18 protein-coding genes are annotated in these 18101 nt (G+C 65.4%); 8 read left to right on the top strand and 10 right to left on the bottom strand.

Features of this window, described 5'->3' with window-relative positions; genetic code table 11:
* Window positions 1-23 precede the first annotated feature (23 nt).
* Both folP and ACP97_RS05115 read left to right on the top strand, forming a co-directional pair.
* A complete protein-coding gene (gene folP, locus ACP97_RS05120) occupies window positions 24-842 on the top strand; it encodes a dihydropteroate synthase (protein WP_049996760.1) in 819 nt (272 codons plus the stop codon).
* Complete coding sequence (locus ACP97_RS05115; RefSeq protein ID WP_049996759.1) at window positions 839-1531, top strand: 6-hydroxymethylpterin diphosphokinase MptE-like protein; 693 nt, start codon at window positions 839-841, stop codon at window positions 1529-1531. Before folP ends, ACP97_RS05115 begins: the two co-directional genes overlap by 4 nt.
* On the opposite strand, the gene ACP97_RS05110 is transcribed toward ACP97_RS05115, so the two are convergent.
* From ACP97_RS05110 to ACP97_RS05100, 3 genes are read right to left on the bottom strand one after another with little or no spacing between them, the layout of a single operon-like run.
* Complete coding sequence (locus ACP97_RS05110) at window positions 1528-2496, bottom strand: quinone oxidoreductase family protein (RefSeq protein ID WP_049996758.1); 969 nt, start codon at window positions 2494-2496, stop codon at window positions 1528-1530. The genes ACP97_RS05115 and ACP97_RS05110 overlap by 4 nt on opposite strands.
* Before the next feature lie 45 nt (window positions 2497-2541).
* Window positions 2542-3813, bottom strand: a complete 1272-nt coding sequence (locus ACP97_RS05105; RefSeq protein ID WP_049996757.1) for an AI-2E family transporter — start codon at window positions 3811-3813, stop codon at window positions 2542-2544.
* Between the two features lie 47 nt (window positions 3814-3860).
* Window positions 3861-4961 (bottom strand): mechanosensitive ion channel family protein, encoded by a 1101-nt coding sequence (locus ACP97_RS05100; RefSeq protein WP_049996756.1) that lies wholly within the window; start codon window positions 4959-4961, stop codon window positions 3861-3863.
* Window positions 4962-5204: 243 nt separating this feature from the next.
* On the opposite strand from ACP97_RS05100, the gene ACP97_RS05095 reads away from it, so the two are divergent.
* A complete protein-coding gene (locus ACP97_RS05095) occupies window positions 5205-6614 on the top strand; it encodes an FAD-binding oxidoreductase (protein ID WP_049996755.1) in 1410 nt (469 codons plus the stop codon).
* Window positions 6615-6617: 3 nt separating this feature from the next.
* Here ACP97_RS05095 and ACP97_RS05090 read toward each other — a convergent pair whose 3' ends face one another.
* Together ACP97_RS05090 and ACP97_RS05085 are read right to left on the bottom strand one after the other, a co-directional pair.
* A complete protein-coding gene (locus ACP97_RS05090) occupies window positions 6618-7484 on the bottom strand; it encodes a DUF7537 family lipoprotein (RefSeq protein WP_049996754.1) in 867 nt (288 codons plus the stop codon).
* 42 nt (window positions 7485-7526) lie between these two features.
* Entirely contained in the window at window positions 7527-9206 is a 1680-nt protein-coding gene (locus tag ACP97_RS05085) for a thiamine pyrophosphate-binding protein (RefSeq protein WP_049996753.1), read from the bottom strand.
* 82 nt (window positions 9207-9288) lie between these two features.
* On the opposite strand from ACP97_RS05085, the gene msrA reads away from it, so the two are divergent.
* Complete coding sequence (gene msrA, locus ACP97_RS05080; protein WP_049996752.1) at window positions 9289-9831, top strand: peptide-methionine (S)-S-oxide reductase MsrA; 543 nt, start codon at window positions 9289-9291, stop codon at window positions 9829-9831.
* Between the two features lie 58 nt (window positions 9832-9889).
* Window positions 9890-10927, top strand: coding sequence for a DNA-methyltransferase (locus tag ACP97_RS05075; protein WP_049996751.1), 1038 nt, complete (start codon window positions 9890-9892; stop codon window positions 10925-10927).
* A 14-nt stretch (window positions 10928-10941) separates the two neighbouring features.
* Here ACP97_RS05075 and ACP97_RS05070 read toward each other — a convergent pair whose 3' ends face one another.
* Together ACP97_RS05070 and ACP97_RS05065 are read right to left on the bottom strand one after the other, a co-directional pair.
* On the bottom strand, window positions 10942-11952 hold the full coding sequence (locus ACP97_RS05070; protein WP_049996750.1) for a TIGR04024 family LLM class F420-dependent oxidoreductase: 1011 nt from the start codon (window positions 11950-11952) through the stop codon (window positions 10942-10944).
* Window positions 11949-12719, bottom strand: coding sequence for an SDR family NAD(P)-dependent oxidoreductase (locus tag ACP97_RS05065; protein WP_049996749.1), 771 nt, complete (start codon window positions 12717-12719; stop codon window positions 11949-11951). Before ACP97_RS05065 ends, ACP97_RS05070 begins: the two co-directional genes overlap by 4 nt.
* Window positions 12720-12928: 209 nt before the next feature.
* On the opposite strand from ACP97_RS05065, the gene ACP97_RS05060 reads away from it, so the two are divergent.
* The 3 genes from ACP97_RS05060 to ACP97_RS05050 are packed head-to-tail and all read left to right on the top strand — an operon-like array spanning window position 12929 to window position 15329.
* Entirely contained in the window at window positions 12929-13378 is a 450-nt protein-coding gene (locus tag ACP97_RS05060; protein WP_049996748.1) for a hypothetical protein, read from the top strand.
* A gap of 7 nt (window positions 13379-13385) precedes the next feature.
* The gene (locus ACP97_RS05055; RefSeq protein ID WP_049996747.1) at window positions 13386-14093 is read left to right on the top strand and encodes an HAD family hydrolase; all 708 of its coding nucleotides are present in this window, start codon (window positions 13386-13388) and stop codon (window positions 14091-14093) included.
* A 33-nt stretch (window positions 14094-14126) separates the two neighbouring features.
* Window positions 14127-15329: an alpha-hydroxy-acid oxidizing protein gene (locus ACP97_RS05050; RefSeq protein ID WP_049996746.1), complete on the top strand. Its 1203-nt coding sequence runs from the start codon at window positions 14127-14129 to the stop codon at window positions 15327-15329.
* Here the strand turns inward: ACP97_RS05050 and ACP97_RS05045 are convergent, their stop codons facing one another.
* Genes ACP97_RS05045 through ACP97_RS05035 form a run of 3 tightly spaced genes read right to left on the bottom strand, consistent with a single transcriptional unit; the run spans window position 15330 to window position 18047 of the window.
* Window positions 15330-16502 (bottom strand): CaiB/BaiF CoA transferase family protein, encoded by a 1173-nt coding sequence (locus ACP97_RS05045; RefSeq protein WP_049996745.1) that lies wholly within the window; start codon window positions 16500-16502, stop codon window positions 15330-15332.
* A gap of 43 nt (window positions 16503-16545) precedes the next feature.
* Window positions 16546-17523, bottom strand: coding sequence for a BtrH N-terminal domain-containing protein (locus tag ACP97_RS05040; RefSeq protein ID WP_049996744.1), 978 nt, complete (start codon window positions 17521-17523; stop codon window positions 16546-16548).
* A gap of 47 nt (window positions 17524-17570) precedes the next feature.
* Complete coding sequence (locus ACP97_RS05035) at window positions 17571-18047, bottom strand: peroxiredoxin family protein (protein WP_049996743.1); 477 nt, start codon at window positions 18045-18047, stop codon at window positions 17571-17573.
* Window positions 18048-18101: the final 54 nt, after the last annotated feature.

Here is an 18101-nt window from a genome sequence, read left to right as displayed (position 1 = left end):
GCGCTGTGCACCAATTTCGGGGCATGCAGACCGTCGAGGCCGCCGGTCTCCCCATCGGCGACGAGTACCCATCGCGCATCATGGGCGTGCTCAACGTCAGCGACGAGTCGCCCTACGAGCCGAGCGTGTTCGCCGATGCCACCGACGCCGCCGCCTACGTCGACGACCTCATCGCCGAGGACGCGGACATCGTCGATATCGGTCTCGAATCGGCGAACAAGCGCTTCGCGGTGCTCTCGGCCGACGAGGAACGCGAGCGACTCGACACGGCCATCGAGACCGTCGAACGAGTCGAAGGCGAGGCGGTCTTTTCGATCGAGACCAGATACCACGAGGTCGCGGCGGCGGCCCTCGACGCGAACTTCGACATGGTGAACGACGTCTGTGGCTTCGCCGACCCCGAACTGCCGCAAGTCTGCGAGGCGCGCGACGCGGCGGTCGTGAAGATGGCCAGCCCGCCGGATCTCGAACGACCCGGCGCGCTCGCGGACGTTGACGAGATCTACGACGCGCTCGCCGAAGATCTCACCGACAAGACGATCATCGACCCCGCCTTCGGGGGTTGGAGCGAGGACAAGACCCTCGAAGACGACCGCGAGACGTTCCGGCGGCTTTCCGAGTTCCGCGCGATCGGCCACCCGATGTTGGTCTCCATCAACCGGAAGAACTTCTTGGGTGATGTCGTCGGCCGCGAAACGGACGACCGACTGCCCGCGAGCCTCGCCGCGACGGCGCTGGCCGTCGAGCGTGGCGCGGACGTGATTCGCACCCACGACGTGGCCGCAACCCGCGATGCAGCCCTGATCGGCGATGCACTCGGCGACAGAGCCGCACTGCGATGAACTTCGCCACGTGGGAACCGATCTACGAGGCGATTCTCGCCGACTTCGGTTTCGACCGCACGAGCGACGAGCGCGCCCGTGACCACCTCGCCGACCTCACCCGCCCGTTCGACCTCGATAGGCTCGACGTGACGGGCGAGACGGTCGTGATCGCCGGGGCCGGCCCGTCTCTCGGAACCGATCTCGACGGGCTCGACACAGCGGACAGCAGCGTGTTCGCCGCCTCGACCGCCGTCGACCGTCTCCAGGAGACTGGCATCGCCGTCGACTGCATGGTGACCGATTTGGACAAAAATCCCGAAACTGTACGAAGACTCACCGACTCGGGCACGCCAGTCGCGGTCCACGCCCACGGCGACAACGGGCCGCTGGTCGAGGAGGTGGTGCCAACCCTCGAGATCGAGCACGTGCTCGCCACGACCCAGGCAGCGCCCGCCGATCCGGTGATGAACCTCGGCGGATTCACCGACGGAGATCGTGCGGCCTTTCTGGCCGATCACTGCGGGGCGAGTAGTTTAGAGTTCGTCGGCTGGGATTTCGAGGACGATTCGGTAGGTGCGATGAAACGACGAAAACTCGTGTGGGCCGAACGACTGCTCTACTGGCTCGAACGCCGACGTGACGAGCGGTTTTCCGTTCTCGATGGACGGCGCGACGGAATCGACACGAGCGCGCTGCCGGTCGATTAGGGTTCGAGGACGACCTTTCCGCTCGACTGGCGATTCTCGATGTACTCGTGGGCGTCGGCAGCCTCGGCCAGCGGGAACGTCTCGCCGACGATCACTTCGAGCTCGCCGCTCGTGAGCAGTTCGGTCAGATGCGGGACGGCATCGAGCACGCGCTCGGGGTCGCGCTGCATCGACTGGCCGAGATGGTAGCCCTGGATTGTGAAATTGTTGAACAGCAGCGTGCTCGTGTCGGGATAGCCAGGTTCGCCGCTCGCCGCTCCATAGGAGACCATCCGACCGAAGTGGGTGAGGCAGTCGAGGCTCTCGGTGGTGGTTTCGCCGCCGATCCCGTCGAGAACGAGGTCGACACCCTCGCCGTCGGTCTGCTCGTTGACTTCCTCGGCGAAGTCGGTCTCGGTGTAGTCGATGGGATGGTCGAGACCGAGGCGCTCGGCGAGAGCGAGTTTCTCCTCGGTACTCGCGGTGCCGAAGACCTCCGCGCCGGCCTCGTTGGCGAGTTGGGTCGCGGCCGTGCCGACGCCGCCCGCGGCGGCGTGGACCAGCACGCGCTCGCCTTCCTCCAGTTCACCCCACTCGAATAGCGTGTTGTGGGCAGTCAGGAATTGGACGGGAAAGCCCGCCGCCTCCGGGAAGCTCATCGACTCGGGGACGTCGAACAGTCCGGCAGCGTTTGCGGTGGCGTACTCGGCGTAGCCCTCGTCGGTCATGGCGACCACGCGCTCGCCGACCTCGCGGTCGACGCCCTCCCCGACCGCGTCGACGGTGCCCGCGACCTCCATGCCCGGTACGTAGGGCGGTTCCGGCCCGCCGACGTAGTGGCCGCGGCGCTGCATGATGTCCGCGAAGTTCACTCCGACGGCCTCGACGGCGATGCGCACCTCGCCGTCGCTTGGCTCCGGTCTGTCGCGCTCGGTACTCTCGATGACGCCGCTGTCGCCGAACTCAGTGATTTCGATCGCCTGCATCACCGATGGTTCTCGCGCCGGGCGGATAAACCATCCGTCCGTTGTTCAATCGTCGGTATCGGAGCCCTCGGAAGAGCGTCGAGCGGCGTCATCGGATGCCGATTCCGCTGTCTCATCGACGCTCTCGGTGCTCGATTCGTCCGCCGTCTCGACCGGTTCGGGTTCGGGGACGGCGATATCGCTGGCCGGGTGGAGCGGGTTGCCCGCCGTTGCCTGCGCGGTGAGCGGTTCGCCACGGACGAGTTCGGGCAGCAGGATGCGCGCGAAGTGGACGAACAGCACGAGCAAGAGCGGTCCGAGGAAGAGTCCGTACCAGCCGAACAGTAACGGACCGACGATGTAGGCGATCATCACCGACCCGGTATGCAGGTCCCGACCGGAGACGTAGGGTCGGAGCACGAGGTCGGGGATCGTATCGACGATGACCAGCGAGACGGCGGCGAAGACGAGCGGGAACCAGAGCAGTGCGGGGCTGACGAGCACGGCCTCGACGCCGAGCAACAGCGCGACCGGGACGTAGACGATCTTCATCCCGATCACGGGCACGAGGCTGCCGACGCCGGTGAGCAGACCCAGCAATGTAGGCGAGGGCACGGCGACGCCGGCCGGGCTGATCGCGTTGAGAGCGTTGTACGAGACCGCCGCGAGGATCGCCGTCGAGAAGGCGTTCAGGATGTTGCCGAAGTAGATGGTCTTCAGGTTGCGGTCGACCGCGTCGAGGTAGGCGTAGACGGGCGTGCCCTCGCCGGCGAGCTGGCGGCGAAACCACGCCGCGAGCTTGTGATCGTCGCGCAGGAGGTAGAACGCAAGCGCGAGCACGACGAACAGGTGGATGAGCGCGTTGCCGAACGCGCCGAGATACGCGAACAGCGGCGTCGTGGCCTCAGTAATCGCGTCGACCACGCCGCCGCTCAGGAACTGCTGTGGGTCCGCGATGGCCGAATCGATGATCGCCTGTGGTTCGGTGCCGACGCCGGCATCGCCGACGTACGGTTCGAGCGCGTCGAGCACCGGCTGGAGATTTGCACTCTCGGCGACGTCGGCGAGTTGAAAGACGCCGACGTAGAGGGTGTAGCCGATGAGCAGGATGATCGGCAGCGCGACCGTCGACAGCGAGACCGCTGCCGCGAGGCTCGACGTCGGCACGCGGTCGGCGAGCCGGCGGTGGATCGGGCGCGTGATGTAGTAGACGAACAGTCCGAGGACGAACGTCCCGACGTACCGCCAGACGATGAACGCGAGCGCGAGACCGAACACGACCGCCATGCCCCATATCGGGATGCGCGAGCGGTCGTAGTCGCCGAGGAGGCTAGCCATGACGCGAACAGCAGCGGAACGGATAAAAAGTCGTTGTGCGAGCGTGTTCAGATGTCGGAGCCGCCCGTGCCGCTCGGGCCGGAACCACCCGGGCCGTCGTCGGGACCGGATGAGCCGAACTCGTCGGATGAGCCGTGACCGGCGCTCTCGTCGGTGAGGTCGCCGGCGCTGTCGCGCGCACTGCCCATCCAGTCGTCGATATTGTCGGCGACGTAGTCCTTGCTCCCCCAGCCGAGACCGATGCCGATGGCGAGGGCGAGGGCGACCGCGAGCGCGCCGAAGAAGGCCGTCACGAACGAGGTGAACAGCGTCGTGAGCACGGTTGCGTCGAAGCCCATCGTGTCGAGCGCGATGGTGATGGCGAGGTAGTAGACGAACAGCTTCACCCCGAGCCCGACGAGGCTCGTCAGCCGACTCCGGTCGGTGCTGGCGACGATGTCCTCGATGAACTCCGCGGCGAGCGCGCCGACGATCAGGACTGCGACGCCGCCGATGAGCGCCGGGACGAACCCGGCGAAGTCGTTCAACAGCCGCGAGAGCGCGGGAATCTGGAGGATGCCCGCCGCGGTGAGGAGCGTGAGGAAGTAGATGTAGTACTCGACGAGCGCGCCGACGATGCCGCCGATGCCGCCGGCCGTCCTCGTGACTCGTTCGAGCGGCGTGTCGTGGAAGTAGCTCCCGAGGTTGAACCCACCGACGACGTCCGCGACGATGTCGCCGACGGCCCGGCCGACGACGAACCCGATGACGAGAACGACGACCGCCGAGAGGACGACCGGCAAGAACGTGCCGATGTCAGAGAGCAACTGTGAGAGGATCGCGATGCCGAGGATGTCCGATGCCGCGAGTGCGGCGTAGAAATAGACGATGTACTTGACGAGTTTTCCGAGCGCGCCGGCGATGCCGCCATCACCGCTCCTGTCGCTTTCGAGTGGCGTCCCCTGTGTGTACTTCGAGAGGCCGATGCCCTCGACGACGCGGGTGACGACGGCACCGAGCACCCGGCCGAGCACCCACCCGATGAGCAGGACGACGATGCCGCTGAGAAGCACCGGCAGGAACGCGATGATGCCCGCGACGGTCTCCTGGAGGAACTGTGGGACCTGTATCTGTAGTGCTGTACTTCCGATCGTGTGTGCATGAATCATGGTTCTTACGGGTCGTTTACACGGTAGCGTCTCGCATCCGCGAACGACCGCAACATCATATTCGCTCGCAATGGTAATAAACCATTCCTTTACCTTGCAAGTAGCACACAGATATTATTGGGAAATAATTCACGTAGTGAATACGATCCGAAGTGCACGGTCCGGGCGGAGAACGGACTCGCCTACACTCGACGGCCGGTCGTCGGGCGGAGGGTTAATCTCCGGCGCGCGTGAAGCGGACGCATGCCACACGACTGTGGATTTCTCGCCGACCACCTCGCCGACGAGCAGGTATCGTTGGACGCCGACGACCGTGACGGCCACGCCGGCGACTGGGGAACCCCTGAGGACGAGCGCGTGCGCCCCGAGGCAGTCTGTTGGCCGGAATCCACCGCGGAGGTGAGCGCGGTGCTCGCCGCGGCCAACGAACGGGGAGTGCCGGTGACGCCCTACGCGGCGGGCACGGGGCTGGAGGGCAACGCGCTGCCCGCTTTCGAAGGTATCAGCATGGACTGCACGCGGATGGACGAGGTGATCGAGATTCGACCGGACGACTTCCAGATCGACGTCGAACCGGGCGTCATGGGGTCGGCGGTGAACGACGCGGTCGCCGAGCACGACCTCTTCTTGCCGCCGCTACCCCAGTCGGGCGACATCTCGACCGTGGGTGGAATGGTCGCCAACGACGCAAGCGGCGCGAAAACCGTGAAGTACGGCGAGGTGGACGACTGGGTGCTCGGTCTCGAAGCGGTGCTCGCTGACGGCACAGTCATCGAAACGGGTGGCCGGGCGGTCAAAACGTCGAGCGGCTACAACCTGACGGATCTCATCGTGGGCAGCGAGGGCACCCTTGCAGTCGTCACGCGCGTGACCGTCGAACTCGCCCGCCGGCCGAAACAAATTCGTGGGGGCCGGGCGACCTTCCCCGACCTCGATGCGGCGGCCGAGGCGATAGCGGCGGCGATGCAGACCGGCGTCGACGTGGCCACCATCGAACTCATCGACCCGCTGAGCACGAAAATCGCCAACGCTTACTCCGGAACCGATCTCCCGAACGTTCCCACAGTCTTCCTCGAATTCCACGCTAACCACCACGTCGAGGACGAAATCGAGACCTGCCGCGCAGTCTTCGAAGATCACGGAGCCGAGCGCTTCGCGATGGCTGCCGGCGACGAGATGGAGGAGTTGTGGGAAGCCAGACGAAATCTTGCGAACGCCATGCTCGCCTACGACCCGCCACGCCGGCCGGCCAAACCCGGCGACGTTACTGTGCCCATCAGCCACTTCCCCGAAATCGTCCGCTACGCAAAAGCGCGCGGCGACGAATACAGCTTGGACGTGACGACGTTCGGCCACGCCGGCGACGGTAACGTCCACTACAACGTGTTGGTCGACCCCAACGACGAGGAGGAACTCGCGGCCGGCCGAGAGATTTCGGACGACGTCGTCCGGCGAGCCATCGAACTCGGTGGCACGGCGACCGGCGAGCACGGCGTCGGCCAGGGAAAGCGTGAGTACATGGTCGAAGAGCACGGTGAGAACGGTGTAGAGACGATGCGTGCCATCAAGCGCGCACTCGACCCGAAGGATACTCTGAACCCCGGCAAGATCTTTCCCGAAACCGCCGACGGCGAGCGCCTGCGGGTCGATTGAATCTCAATCAGTAGTCATCGTAGCGGTCGAAACGTTTGCGATGGCCGCATCGTACCAGGAGGGACGCTCGACGGTGGTGTTTCCGAGGTTCGTGTAGTGCACGTGCCGGCGAACGGCGACGGGAGTGCCGTCGAGCGATGCCGTGTAGTCGAGTCGGTACTCGTGGACGAACCCGCGCGAATCGACGAACGCGACGAGCGAGAGATCCCGTGGATCCCTCCACTGGACCTCGAAGGCGGCTGGATTAGTCACGCCCGTCGACTCGACGCGGTGGAGCGTCGTTCCGTTTCGCGTCTCGGTTCCGGTCACACGGGTCTCGACCGAGCCGAGGTAAGAGTACAGTTGTTGGCGCTTCGTCGGATCGATCACGAGTGCCTCGCGGGGTGGTACCGACTCGCCCTCGACGTCCCGCGGAGAGTTGTACGACGTGCTATCGTTCGCCGTGTCGGCTACGAGGACGCGCTCGCCGTTCGACCAGATCACCCTGGCGAACGCACCGCCGTCGAAGAGCAGTCCGGAGGCGTTCTGCCGGACGAAGTACCGGCTGTCGTTGGCCGCGAGTCGGGCGTCGGTCGAACCCCGGTTGTAAGCGGTTCCGTTCGCGTATTCGACAATGAAGTCCTCGTGCAGGGTGTAGGATGTGTCATCGAGAGCGGCCGCGTGGGCCTCGCCGAGCGCGAACGCGTCGGTCACACCCCCTTCGGTGAGGCCCGGTGCGAGCTGTGGCACGGGCGTTGGGGTCGGCCGGTCGGTGGGCACGTCCGCCGGCGTCACCGTCCGAGCCGGGGTCTCGTCGTCACCGGGCGCAAACCCGTTACAGCCGGCGAGAACGACCGCCGCGCAGAGTACGACGAGAATCGCCTTCCGCATTGATCACGATGGTACGACGGCCGACAAATACTTTCTGTCGAGTCAGTCGTGAACCAGCACGTCGAGCACGTCCGGGCCAGCCCTGTCGAGTGCATCCTCGACAGCGGGCGCGATGTCGTCGGGCGATTCGACTAACTCCCCGCGCGCGCCGTGGCTTGCGGCGTTCGTCGGGATGTCGACCGGTGGGTCGAACTCCATGTCCTGCCAGTTGTACTCGTCTTCCTCGCCACCCATGACGTCGAGGGTGTTGTCCTTCAGGATGCGATAATTTCTGTTGTCGGGGATCACGACCGTGAGATCGAGGTCGTACCGGGCGGCGGTGTAGAGCGAATGGGGATAGTAGAGATACGAGCCGTCGCCGACGAATCCCACGACGTCCCGTGGCTCCTCGTGCTGGCTCTCGGCGAGCGCCGCACCCACCGATGCCGGGAGTCCGTAGCCCAATCCGCCGCCCTTGTTCGAGATATACTGTTCGGGCTGGAGCGGCCAGCGCGTCAACATCGCGTATTTCGACGTGATGCCCTCGTCGACGATGTAGGCGTCCGGGGCGCTCTCCCGGAGAGCGTCGACGAGTTCGGCCTTCGAGGCGCGCTTGTCGTCCTCGTCGCCGTGACCCATCGCAGCCAGTTGCCCTTCGATCATCTCCTTCACCGAGCGCACGGCTTCGAGCCGTTCGTCCCGCTGTTCGTCGCCGAGGCGCTCGCGCAGTCGGGTGGCGAGATCGCCCATCACGTCGCCGGGGTCGCCGACGACGGCCGCGTCGGCGGGCTGGTTCTTCCCGATCTCGTGGACCGCGTCGCTCAGATGGATACAGGTCGTATCGCTGGCGACGAGTTCGCCCTCGTGGCGCGTCAGCGTCGTGTTCGTCGAGCAGCCCGCGAAGATCACGGTGTCGGCGCTCAACAGCGTTCGCGCGAGGTCCTCGTCGGGTGGAATCGGCGAGACCCACTGCTCGTGGTCCATCGGGAAGTCGACCTCCGAGAGGAGGATCTCGCCGTGGACGCGCGCGCCGCTCGCCTCGGCCAGGTCGACCGCCGCCGCGACCGCGTCTGCCCGTGCCACGTGGTCGCCGACGACCAGCACCGGCGCATCGGCCTCGACCAACAGGTCGGTCGCGCGCTCGATGCTCGCGGCGTCGCCGCCTCCTCCCGTCTGAATCGGCCCGAGCCGCTCGGGGCTGGCATCGGTTTCGGCGAGCATCGTGTCTAGTGGCAATCCCAAGAAGACGGGTCCCGTGGGTGGCGTGAGCGCCGTCCGCACCGCCCGGCGGACCATCGTCGGCACCGCCTCGACGTCGAGAACCTCGTGACTACTCTTGCAGAACTGCCGGGTCATCCTGAGCAGGTTGCCCGAGAGGATCGGTTCCTCGTGGCGGAAATCAAGACTGTGGTTGCCGGCCGTCACCAGCAGCGGCGCGCCGGCGACCTTCGCGGCGTAGAGATTCCCCAATCCGTGAGCCAGCCCCGGCGCGAGATGGAGGTTCGCAACGCCGAGCGGAGTGATTTCGTCGTCGCGGTGGGAGTGGTATCTGCGGGTTTGGGCGTAGCCACCGGCCATCCCGACCGCGATGTCCTCGTGGAGGCCGAGGACGTACTCGATGTCGCTGTCGGCGATGGCGTGGACCACCGGGAGTTCGGTCGTTCCGGGGTTGCCGAAGACGTGCGTGACGCCGTAGTCGGCGAGCGCATCGACGAACAGCTCCGCGCCGGTGTAGTCTGTCATCGTCGTTCCATCGTGGCCCGCCGTGAAATACCTCACTCCGATGGGTCGATGGGTTTTCCCCCGAGCGGCTCTTTCTATTGCTATGGCAACCGAAACCGAACGTGCGACGCTCGCCGGCGGCTGTTTCTGGTGTATCGAGGCCCCGATGGAGGAACTCGACGGCGTGCAGGACGTGACCTCGGGCTACGCGGGCGGCCACACGGAGAACCCGACCTACCGCGAGGTCTGCTCGGGCACTACCGGCCACGCGGAGGTCATCCAGGTCGAATACGACCCGGAGCGCATCGCCTACGAGGACCTCCTGGACGTCTTTTTCACCGTCCACGATCCGACCCAACTGAATCGGCAGGGTCCAGACGTCGGCAGCCAGTACCGTTCGGCGATCTTCACCCACAGCGACGATCAACAGGAAAAGGCCGAAACCTACGTCGACGCGCTCGACGCGGAGGGTGGCTACGAGGATGACGTCGTGACCGAGGTTGAACCGCTCGACACGTTCTACGAAGCGAGCGAGGAACACCAGAACTACTACGAGAAGAACCCCGACGACGCCTACTGCACCTTCCACGCCCAACCGAAAATCGAAAAGGTGCGCGAGAAGTTCGCCGAGAAACTCGCGGCCTGACACCGGACCCGAACCCTCTTCGCGGGTGTTTTCAGCGGTGACGTGGTGAAAGTCTCCAATGGAGACCGACCATCGCGTCGTCGTCGGCGACTCCCGGCGACTCGACCGGGTCGACGACGACAGCGTCGAACTCGTCGTCACCTCGCCGCCGTATCCGATGATCGAGATGTGGGACGACCTGTTCGCCGACCTCGATGACGCGGTCGCGGACCATCTCGACGCGGGCGAGGGACGGGAAGCGTTCGAGTCGATGCACGACCAGCTCGATGCGGTCTGGGACGAACTCGGCCGCGTCCTCGTCGACGGCGGCATCGCCTGCATCAACGTCGGCGATGCGACCCGGACCGTCGGTGACAGCTTTCGCGTCTGGGGGAATCACTCCCGCATCGTCGATGCTTTCGAGCAGCGTGGGTTCGAGCCGCTCCCCGAGATCCTCTGGCGCAAACCGGCCAACTCGGGCACGAAGTTCATGGGCAGCGGCATGCTCCCGCCGAACGCCTACGTCACGCTCGAACACGAGTATATACTGGTTTTTCGTAACGGGGAGAAACGGGAGTTCGAGCCACACGCCGAACGCCGCTACGAGTCGGCGTATTTCTGGGAGGAGCGCAACCGATGGTTCTCGGACCTCTGGACGGACGTCGGGGGCGAACTCCAGGCGCTCGACGGTGCGGACCTGCGGGAGCGCTCGGGAGCCTACCCACTCGCGATCCCCTACCGACTCGTCAACATGTTCAGCGCCTATGGTGACACGGTTCTCGACCCCTTCTGGGGTACGGGGACGACGACTCTCGCCGCGATGGCCGCCGCTCGCGACTCCATCGGCTACGAACGCGACGCGGCGTTCACACGCGCCTTCGACGACCGCGTCGCCGACGTTCCTTCGATCTCCCGAACCGTCGGTCACCAGCGACTCGCCGACCATCGCGCGTTCGTCGCCGAGCGTGGCGCGAAGCGCTTCGCGTACGAGGCCGACCGATACGGGTTTCCCGTCACCACGAAACAGGAGCGATCGATGCGACTCTACACCGTCGAGACCGTCGCCGAGACGGCGAACGGCTACCGCGCCGTCCACGAACCGCTCGAAGCCGACTAAGCTCTGCGGACTCGTCAGTTCGGGGCCAGCGCCGCGGTCGTCGCTTCGATCTCGTCGAGCGTCGCGTCGCGCGGGAACGACACCGAAATCCCGTCGACGCCGTCGATGGCGGCGAATTTTTCGAAGCGCCCGCGAGCTTGCTCGGGGGTGCCGGCGATCGCGATGGCGTCGAGGAGGTCGTCGTCGATGGCGTCCATCGCCGCCTCGCGCTCGCCGGCCTGCCAGTGTTCGTAGATCGCTTCGGCGGTTTCCTCGTGGCCACTGCGCGCGAGACTGTCGCGGTAGAACGTACCCATTCCGCCCACGTAGAAGGCGAGATGCTGGCGGACGGACTCGCGGGCACGCTCACCATCGTCGAGGGCTGCACAGGTCAGCGAGAGCGTCACGCGCACGTCATCGGGGTCGCGGTCGGCGAGGTCCGCGCCTCGGGAGAGGTCGTCGAGGCGGTCGCGGATCCCCTCACGAGTGAGCATGAGCGCATGCCAGCCGTCGGCGAAACGCCCGGCGAGTTCCACGCTTTTCGGTCCCATGCCGGCCGCGTCCACGTTCGGTGGGGTTTCGGGTGGGTCACATCGCAGCCGAAAGCCCGAGAGATCGAAGTAGTCGCCGTCGTAGTCGACCTCCTCGCCGGCGAGCACTTGCTTCACTATCTCGACGGTCTCGCGCGTTCGGCGGAGCGGGTTGCCGTACTTGACGCCGTGCCAGTTCTCGATGACGATCGGTCCCGACGGACCGAGACCCAGCCGAAAACGTCCGTCCGAGACCTCCTGAAGGGTGGCGGCGGTCTGGCCGATCAAAACTGGGGAACGCGAGTAGATGGGCAGAATCGAGGTGCCGATGCCGACCTCGTCCGTTCGATGGGCAATCGAGGTGAGCACCGTCACCGCGTCGCGACCCCACGTCTCGGGCAGCCATACGCGATTGTAGCCTAGTTCCTCGGCGCGCTCGGCCTGCGCACAGAGCGCGTCGATGCTCGGCTGTGCGCCCACGGGCAAGAACACGTCGCGGTCGGCTGCGGGACTCATTCGGGCGATTCCATGATGTCGGGCACGCCGCGTGCGGTGATGGTCTCGCCCGTGAGATACGACGCGGCGGGCGAGGCCAGAAACTGGGTCACGTCGGCGATCTCCTCGCTCGTGCCGATCTTTCTGTCGACTTCCTCTCGATCGATGTCATCGGCGGTGACGCCCATCTGGCTCGCCACGCCCGGTGTGGCGACGAATCCCGGTGCGATGCAGTTGACCCGCACCCCGTCGTCGGCCCACTCGTAGGCAAGCGTCGAGGTGAGGTTCACCACACCCGCTTTGGCGGCGGCGTAGTGGCTCATGTACGGTGCGCCCTCCTGGCCGGCGACGCTGGCGAAGTTCACGATGGTTCCCCCGCCGGCCTCGCGCATCACCTCGCCGGCGGCCTGCGTGCAGTGGTAGGTACCATGTAAATTGATGTCAACGATGGTCTTCCAGCCGTTCTCGGAGATGCCTTCGAAGTTCGCCATGAAACTCGCGCCCGCGTTGTTCACGAGCGTGTCGAGATCGCCGAACTCCTCGACTGTTGCCTCGACCAGTGCCTCGACCGACTCGCGCTCGCGCACGTCGCACTCGACGGCGAGCGCCGAGCCGCCGGCGTCCTCGATTCCGTCCGCCACGGGGTCGACGTTGTCCTGTTCGCGCGAGCAGACCACGACCTCGGCCCCGTCGTCGGCGAATCGTTCCGCGATTTCCCGCCCGATGCCGCTCGATGCGCCCGTGACGAGCGCGGTGTCGCCGTCGACGCTGAACTGCTCGGTCGTCATCGCGCCCTCCGCGTGGTGGATTCCATCACACCGCCGTTACCGATGGCACGCTAATAAATCCCGCCGCTACCATCAATGACAATAGATATTTATTTATTTACCACCGGTAATAATCCCGGATCGCAAAGACTCATGATATCAACAAATCTTCGGCTGCCTGTTGGAGATGAACCCACAACAATTACGTGATTCAGACTTGATAGATTCGTATGGTTGAATGGCTTAGCTACAGTTTAGAATTCATATTGGCCATCATAAGCGGGTTGTTCGTCGGAATAGTTCTTCATTGGTACACGAACCGAGACCAACAGACCGCAGAAACTCAAGAAAATATCAAGAACTGGTATGTTGACACCATTGAATACGCTCAGCGCGTCCAACGGATGAAGAAGAATTGGAAGGAGCGAAGCATCCCACAACACTCTGAGACACAAAGAAAGATAAAAGCCATAGCCGAGGATCTGTCCTCTCACCGTGCCCGGGGAGAGCATCTAAATGTTGACGACTCTACACTCACGCTAGTTGAAGAGACAGCAAAGAAATGCAGAGAAGTAACCCGGGCAAATACTGAACTGCACGCAGTCGGCATCAGTTCAGAAATCAAGGCCGCAAACAAATCTGCTGAAGAACTTGAACAGAGCACGAAGAAAAAGTTGTAGACAACATATGAATGATTCACAGTACGAGGCAATCTTCTGGGACATCGGCGGCGTCATCCTCGACCTCGAATCGGTCCGGGCGGGTCACCGGTCATTCGTCGGAGCGCTCGCCGAGGAACACGATCTCGACATGGAGAAAGCGCTCGCAACGTGGCGCGAGGAGTTGGGAACTCACTTCACGACCCGCGATGGCACCGAATTCCGCAGCGCGCGGGTCGGCTACCAGCGGGCGGTCGCCGCGATGGTCGGCCGCGAACTCCCCGAGGAGGAGTGGCTGCCGGTCTTCGAGCGCGCGACCCACGAGAACCTCGAACCCGTGAGCGAAACGGTCGTGGCCATCCGCCGACTCGATGGCCACGTGCATCAGGGCGTCGTCAGCGACATCGACACGTGGGAGGGTGAGCGCCTGTTGGAGCAGTTCGGCGTGCGCGAGCATCTCAACGCCGTGACGACCTCCGAGGAGGTCGGCCGAACGAAACCCGACCCGGCGATGTTCGAGACGGCGCTCGACAAGGCAGGTATCGACCCCGCACGGGCGCTGATGGTCGGCGACCGCTACGAAAACGACATGGAGGGCGCGGCGCGGATGGGCATCGACACCGCTGCCTTCGGCGGGAGCGCGAGCGAGGCCGATCCCGACGACCCGACCGTCACGTACCGTATCGAGGACCCGTTCGAAATCTGCGATCTCGTTGGCGTCGAACGCGACGGGTGAAGTTACTTGTGCCGACCGGGCGCACGGGTTCCCATGAGCGAGGAGCCATCGGAACCCTATGGAGAGAACCGCCAGCAGAACGTCTACGCGTCGGGAATGCTCGCCGACGACTCGCCCGAGCACCCGGTTCGTTATGAGGAACTCGAACGCCAAGCGATGGCCGCGATGAGCGACGAGGCGGCGGCCTACGTCGCCGGCGGGGCCGGAACTGAGGACACCATCAGCGAGAACCGCCGCGCGTTCGCCGATTGGCGCATCGTTCCGCGTATGCTCCGTGACGTCGCCGAACGGGACCTCCAAGTGTCCCTCTTCGACACCGAGTTCGAACTCCCCGTTCTTCTCGCGCCGCTCGGCGTGCTTTCGGTCGTCCACGAGGAGGGTGAACTCGCCGTCGCACGCGCCGCCGCGGAACTCGATATTCCGATGGTGCTCAGTTCGGCCTCGTCGCACACGATGGAGGCAGTCGCCGAGGAGTTGGGCGACACTGCGAAGTGGTTTCAGCTCTACTGGTCGGCCGACCCCGATATTGCGAGCAGTTTCGTCGACCGCGCCGAGGACGCCGGCTACGACGCAATCGTCGTCACGCTCGATACGCCCCTCTTGGGATGGCGCGAGCGCGACATCGAACAGGGCTATCTGCCCTTCCTCGACGGTGAGGGCGTGGCGAACTACTTCTCCGACCCGGCCTTCCGCGAGCGCCTCGACGCCCCGCCCGAAGAGAACGAGGGCTCGGCCGTCATGGAGTTCGTCGACGTGTTCGGCGACCCGTCCTTGACGTGGGAAGACCTCGCGGACCTGCGCGGGGAGACCGATCTCCCGCTGATAGTCAAGGGTGTGCTCCACCCGGACGACGCCGAGTGGGCCGTCGAGTGCGGCGCGGATGGCGTCATCGTCTCGAACCACGGCGGCCGGCAGGTGGACGGAGCAATCGGCGCGCTCACCGCGCTCCCGGGCATCGTCGACACCGTCGAGGACACGCCCGTGCTCTTCGACAGCGGAATTCGCGGTGGTGCGGACGCGGTGAAAGCCATCGCGCTCGGGGCCGACGCCGTCCTGCTGGGACGGCCCTACGCTTACGGGCTGGCGCTCGACGGCGAGGCAGGCGTCAAAAGCGTCCTCGAAAACTTCCGTGCCGACCTCGATCTGACACTCGCGCTCGCCGGCCACACGAACTTCGACGACCTCGATAGAACCGTCCTCCTCGACCGCCGACCGGCGAGCGTGAACGATCCCTGATTACTCGCCGAAGGCCGCAGCCCCCGTCTCGCGCAGTTCGTCGAGGTCACCATCCGTGTAGCCCGCCTCGCGGAGTACCTGCGCTGTGTGTTCACCGTGTGCCGGCACGCCCGAAGCGGGGTCGGCGTGGTTCGAGGAACGGGCCGGAAAGCCGATGCGCGCCGGCTCCAAATTCCGTTCAACCAACCCTCGGGAATCGGTCTGTGGGTGATCGAGCGCCTCCGGAAGGGTGCGAACGGGTTCGACGGTCGCGTCGCTGTTTTCGAATACCTGCTCCCACTCCTCGCGGGTCCTCGCGGCGAATATCTCGATCAACTCCTCGCGTAGCGCCGCGCGGGTCGCGTCGTCCGTGATCGTGTGCATATCGACGAGGTCCTCGCGCCCGACGGTCTCACAGAACGCTCGCCAGAATGGCGGTTCGAGCGCCGCGATGGTGACGTACTCGCCGTCGGCGGTCTCGTAGACGCCGTACCACGGCAAGTCGCCAGTCAGGGCCGTCTCTCCGGGGCGTGGCGTCTCATTGCCGAGCGCGTCGGGCGCGAGTGCCTGCGAAAAGGAGATCAACACGTCGGTCATCGCCACGTCGAGGTACTCCCCGCCGGTGTTGCCGAGTTCGCGCGAGCAGAGCGCGCCCACGAGCGAGAAGGCCGCGAAGAGACCGCCGGCCATGTCGCCGACCGGAACGCCCGGTATCTGGGGTTTCGAACCCTCGTCAGCACGGGTCATGTCGAGCAGCCCCGAGAAGGCGGCGTAGTTCAGGTCGTGGCCCGCGCGGGTGCGGTACGGTCCCGTCCCGCCGTAGCCCGACAGCGAGCAGTAGACGATGTCAGGGGTGTGCTCGCAGAGCGAATCGTAATCGACGCCGAGGCGCTCGGTGACGCCCGGTCTGAACCCCTCGATGAGCGCGTCGGCGTCGCGTGCGAGGTCGAAGAACGCTTCGCGCCCCGCCGCGGATTTCAGATCGAGCGCGACGCTTCGCTTGCCGCGGTTGACCGCCTCGAACAGCGTTCCGTCGCTCTCGTCGCTCTCGAAACTCATCCAGCGGGTCGGGTCCCCAGTGGATGTGTCCTCGATTTTGACGATCTCCGCACCGGCGTCGGCGAGCAGTTGGGTGGCGTACGGGCCGGGCAGGTAGCGTGTGAGGTCGAGCACGCGAACGCCGTCGAGTTGCATACCCCATCCTCCGGCGGTCGAGCCATAACGCTTCGCGTCGGCCTCAGATTTCGTCACGGAGGTCGGCGAACAGCGCTTCCTCGCGGTCGGCAATCGCTCCGGCCTGCTCGCCCGCCCGCTCGAAAACGTCCTCGGACGGTGTCTCGCTCCCTTCCCGAAGCGTCTCGCCAAGCGCGCTCCAATCGTCGGCGATTCCTCGCGTTCGCTCAGTGTACTCATCGTCGAGGAAGCCGAGTTGGGCGAGAAAGTCGGCGTAGAGCCGCCGAAACGCACCACCACCAGTACCGCGCCGCTCGACGTTCTGGTAGGCGAAGCGTGCGGTCCACGAGGCGTCCTCCAACTCGCCCCAATTGGGCAGTTCGCGGGCGAACCGGCGAATCCCCGCGACGCCCTGCGTGCCCCACGCACCGCGCTCGTCGTCGCCGAGCATGCCGTCGGCCGCCCGCCCGATCGCCTGCCGCGCCGCGCTCTCGACCGTCGCGTCCGGGGCTGGCTGCTCGCCGTCGACGGCGAGCCAACGGTTCGACAGCGGCCCGACGAACCCGTGTTCGGACCCCCACGCCCGCCGGAGGCGCTCGGTCGGGAGTCGCTGGATGGCGTCGAACTCGCTGTCCGAAAGCACTACTTCCTCGCCGTCGCTGCCGACGCAGACGAGCGTATGCGGCCCGAAGTGGGTGTCCGTCCCGTAGTAGTCGAGGTAGTAGAGGTCGGCGAACAGCATGACCGGAGTTCCGTCGGCGAGTCGCGTCTCGACAGCCTCCCACGCCGTTCCCCACCCCTCGCCATCGCCCTCCGCGAACGGGATGGCGAGCGTCTCGAAGAAGATCGATTCGAGCCACGAAGTCCGGCCCATGATGGTGCGGCTGGCGGGTCCCGCCTCGTGGTAGCCGAAGCCGATGCCCGCCCCGAGACCGAAACAGAGCGGTTCGTCGAAACCCCAGCCGTAGTGTGCGGAGAGGTTGCGCAGCGAGGCCGACCCACAGTGTGCGCCCGGCCGGTGTGGGTAGTCGGTGACCGTCATGGCGACTCCTCGCCCGTGTGCGCCATAGCCGTGTCGGCTCCCTCGGGCTACGCGGACAGTTCCGCGACCGCCGCCTCGATGTCCTCGCGCGGCACGGGCGAAATCCAATCCTCGCCGAGCCACCGATGAGTTACGCGCCGGTCGCCGTCGAGGACGAAGACGGCACGGCGGGCGGTTTTCGTCTCGCCCATCCCCTCGCGCGTCATGAGCAAATCGTAGGCCTCGGCGGCAGTTCCCTCGACGTCGCTGAACAGCCGAAACGGGCTGTCGAGATATCTGAGAAAGGCGTTCTGGGCGTAGGGACCGTCACGGCTCACGCCCACTACTGGGACGTCGAAGTCGGCCCACCCCGCACGGTCGTAGCGCTTCCACCAGTTCTCGGCGATGGCGCTGAACGAGAACCCGTAGAAGACGACCACGCAGCCGCCGTCGAGTACGTCCGAGAGTCGGGTGGGGCGGAAGGTCTCGCCGTCACAGAGCAGCGCCTCGAAATCGGGCGCGTGCTCGCCCTCGTTCGGTGGCATACCTCATGCTGGATTGACGGACACAAAACCCCGTCGGCGAGGGTTTTTGCCCGT

Origin of the sequence: Halococcus sediminicola (assembly GCF_000755245.1) — an archaeon.
Lineage (GTDB): Archaea > Halobacteriota > Halobacteria > Halobacteriales > Halococcaceae > Halococcus > Halococcus sediminicola.
This window is presented reverse-complemented; position numbering and strand designations above follow the sequence as displayed.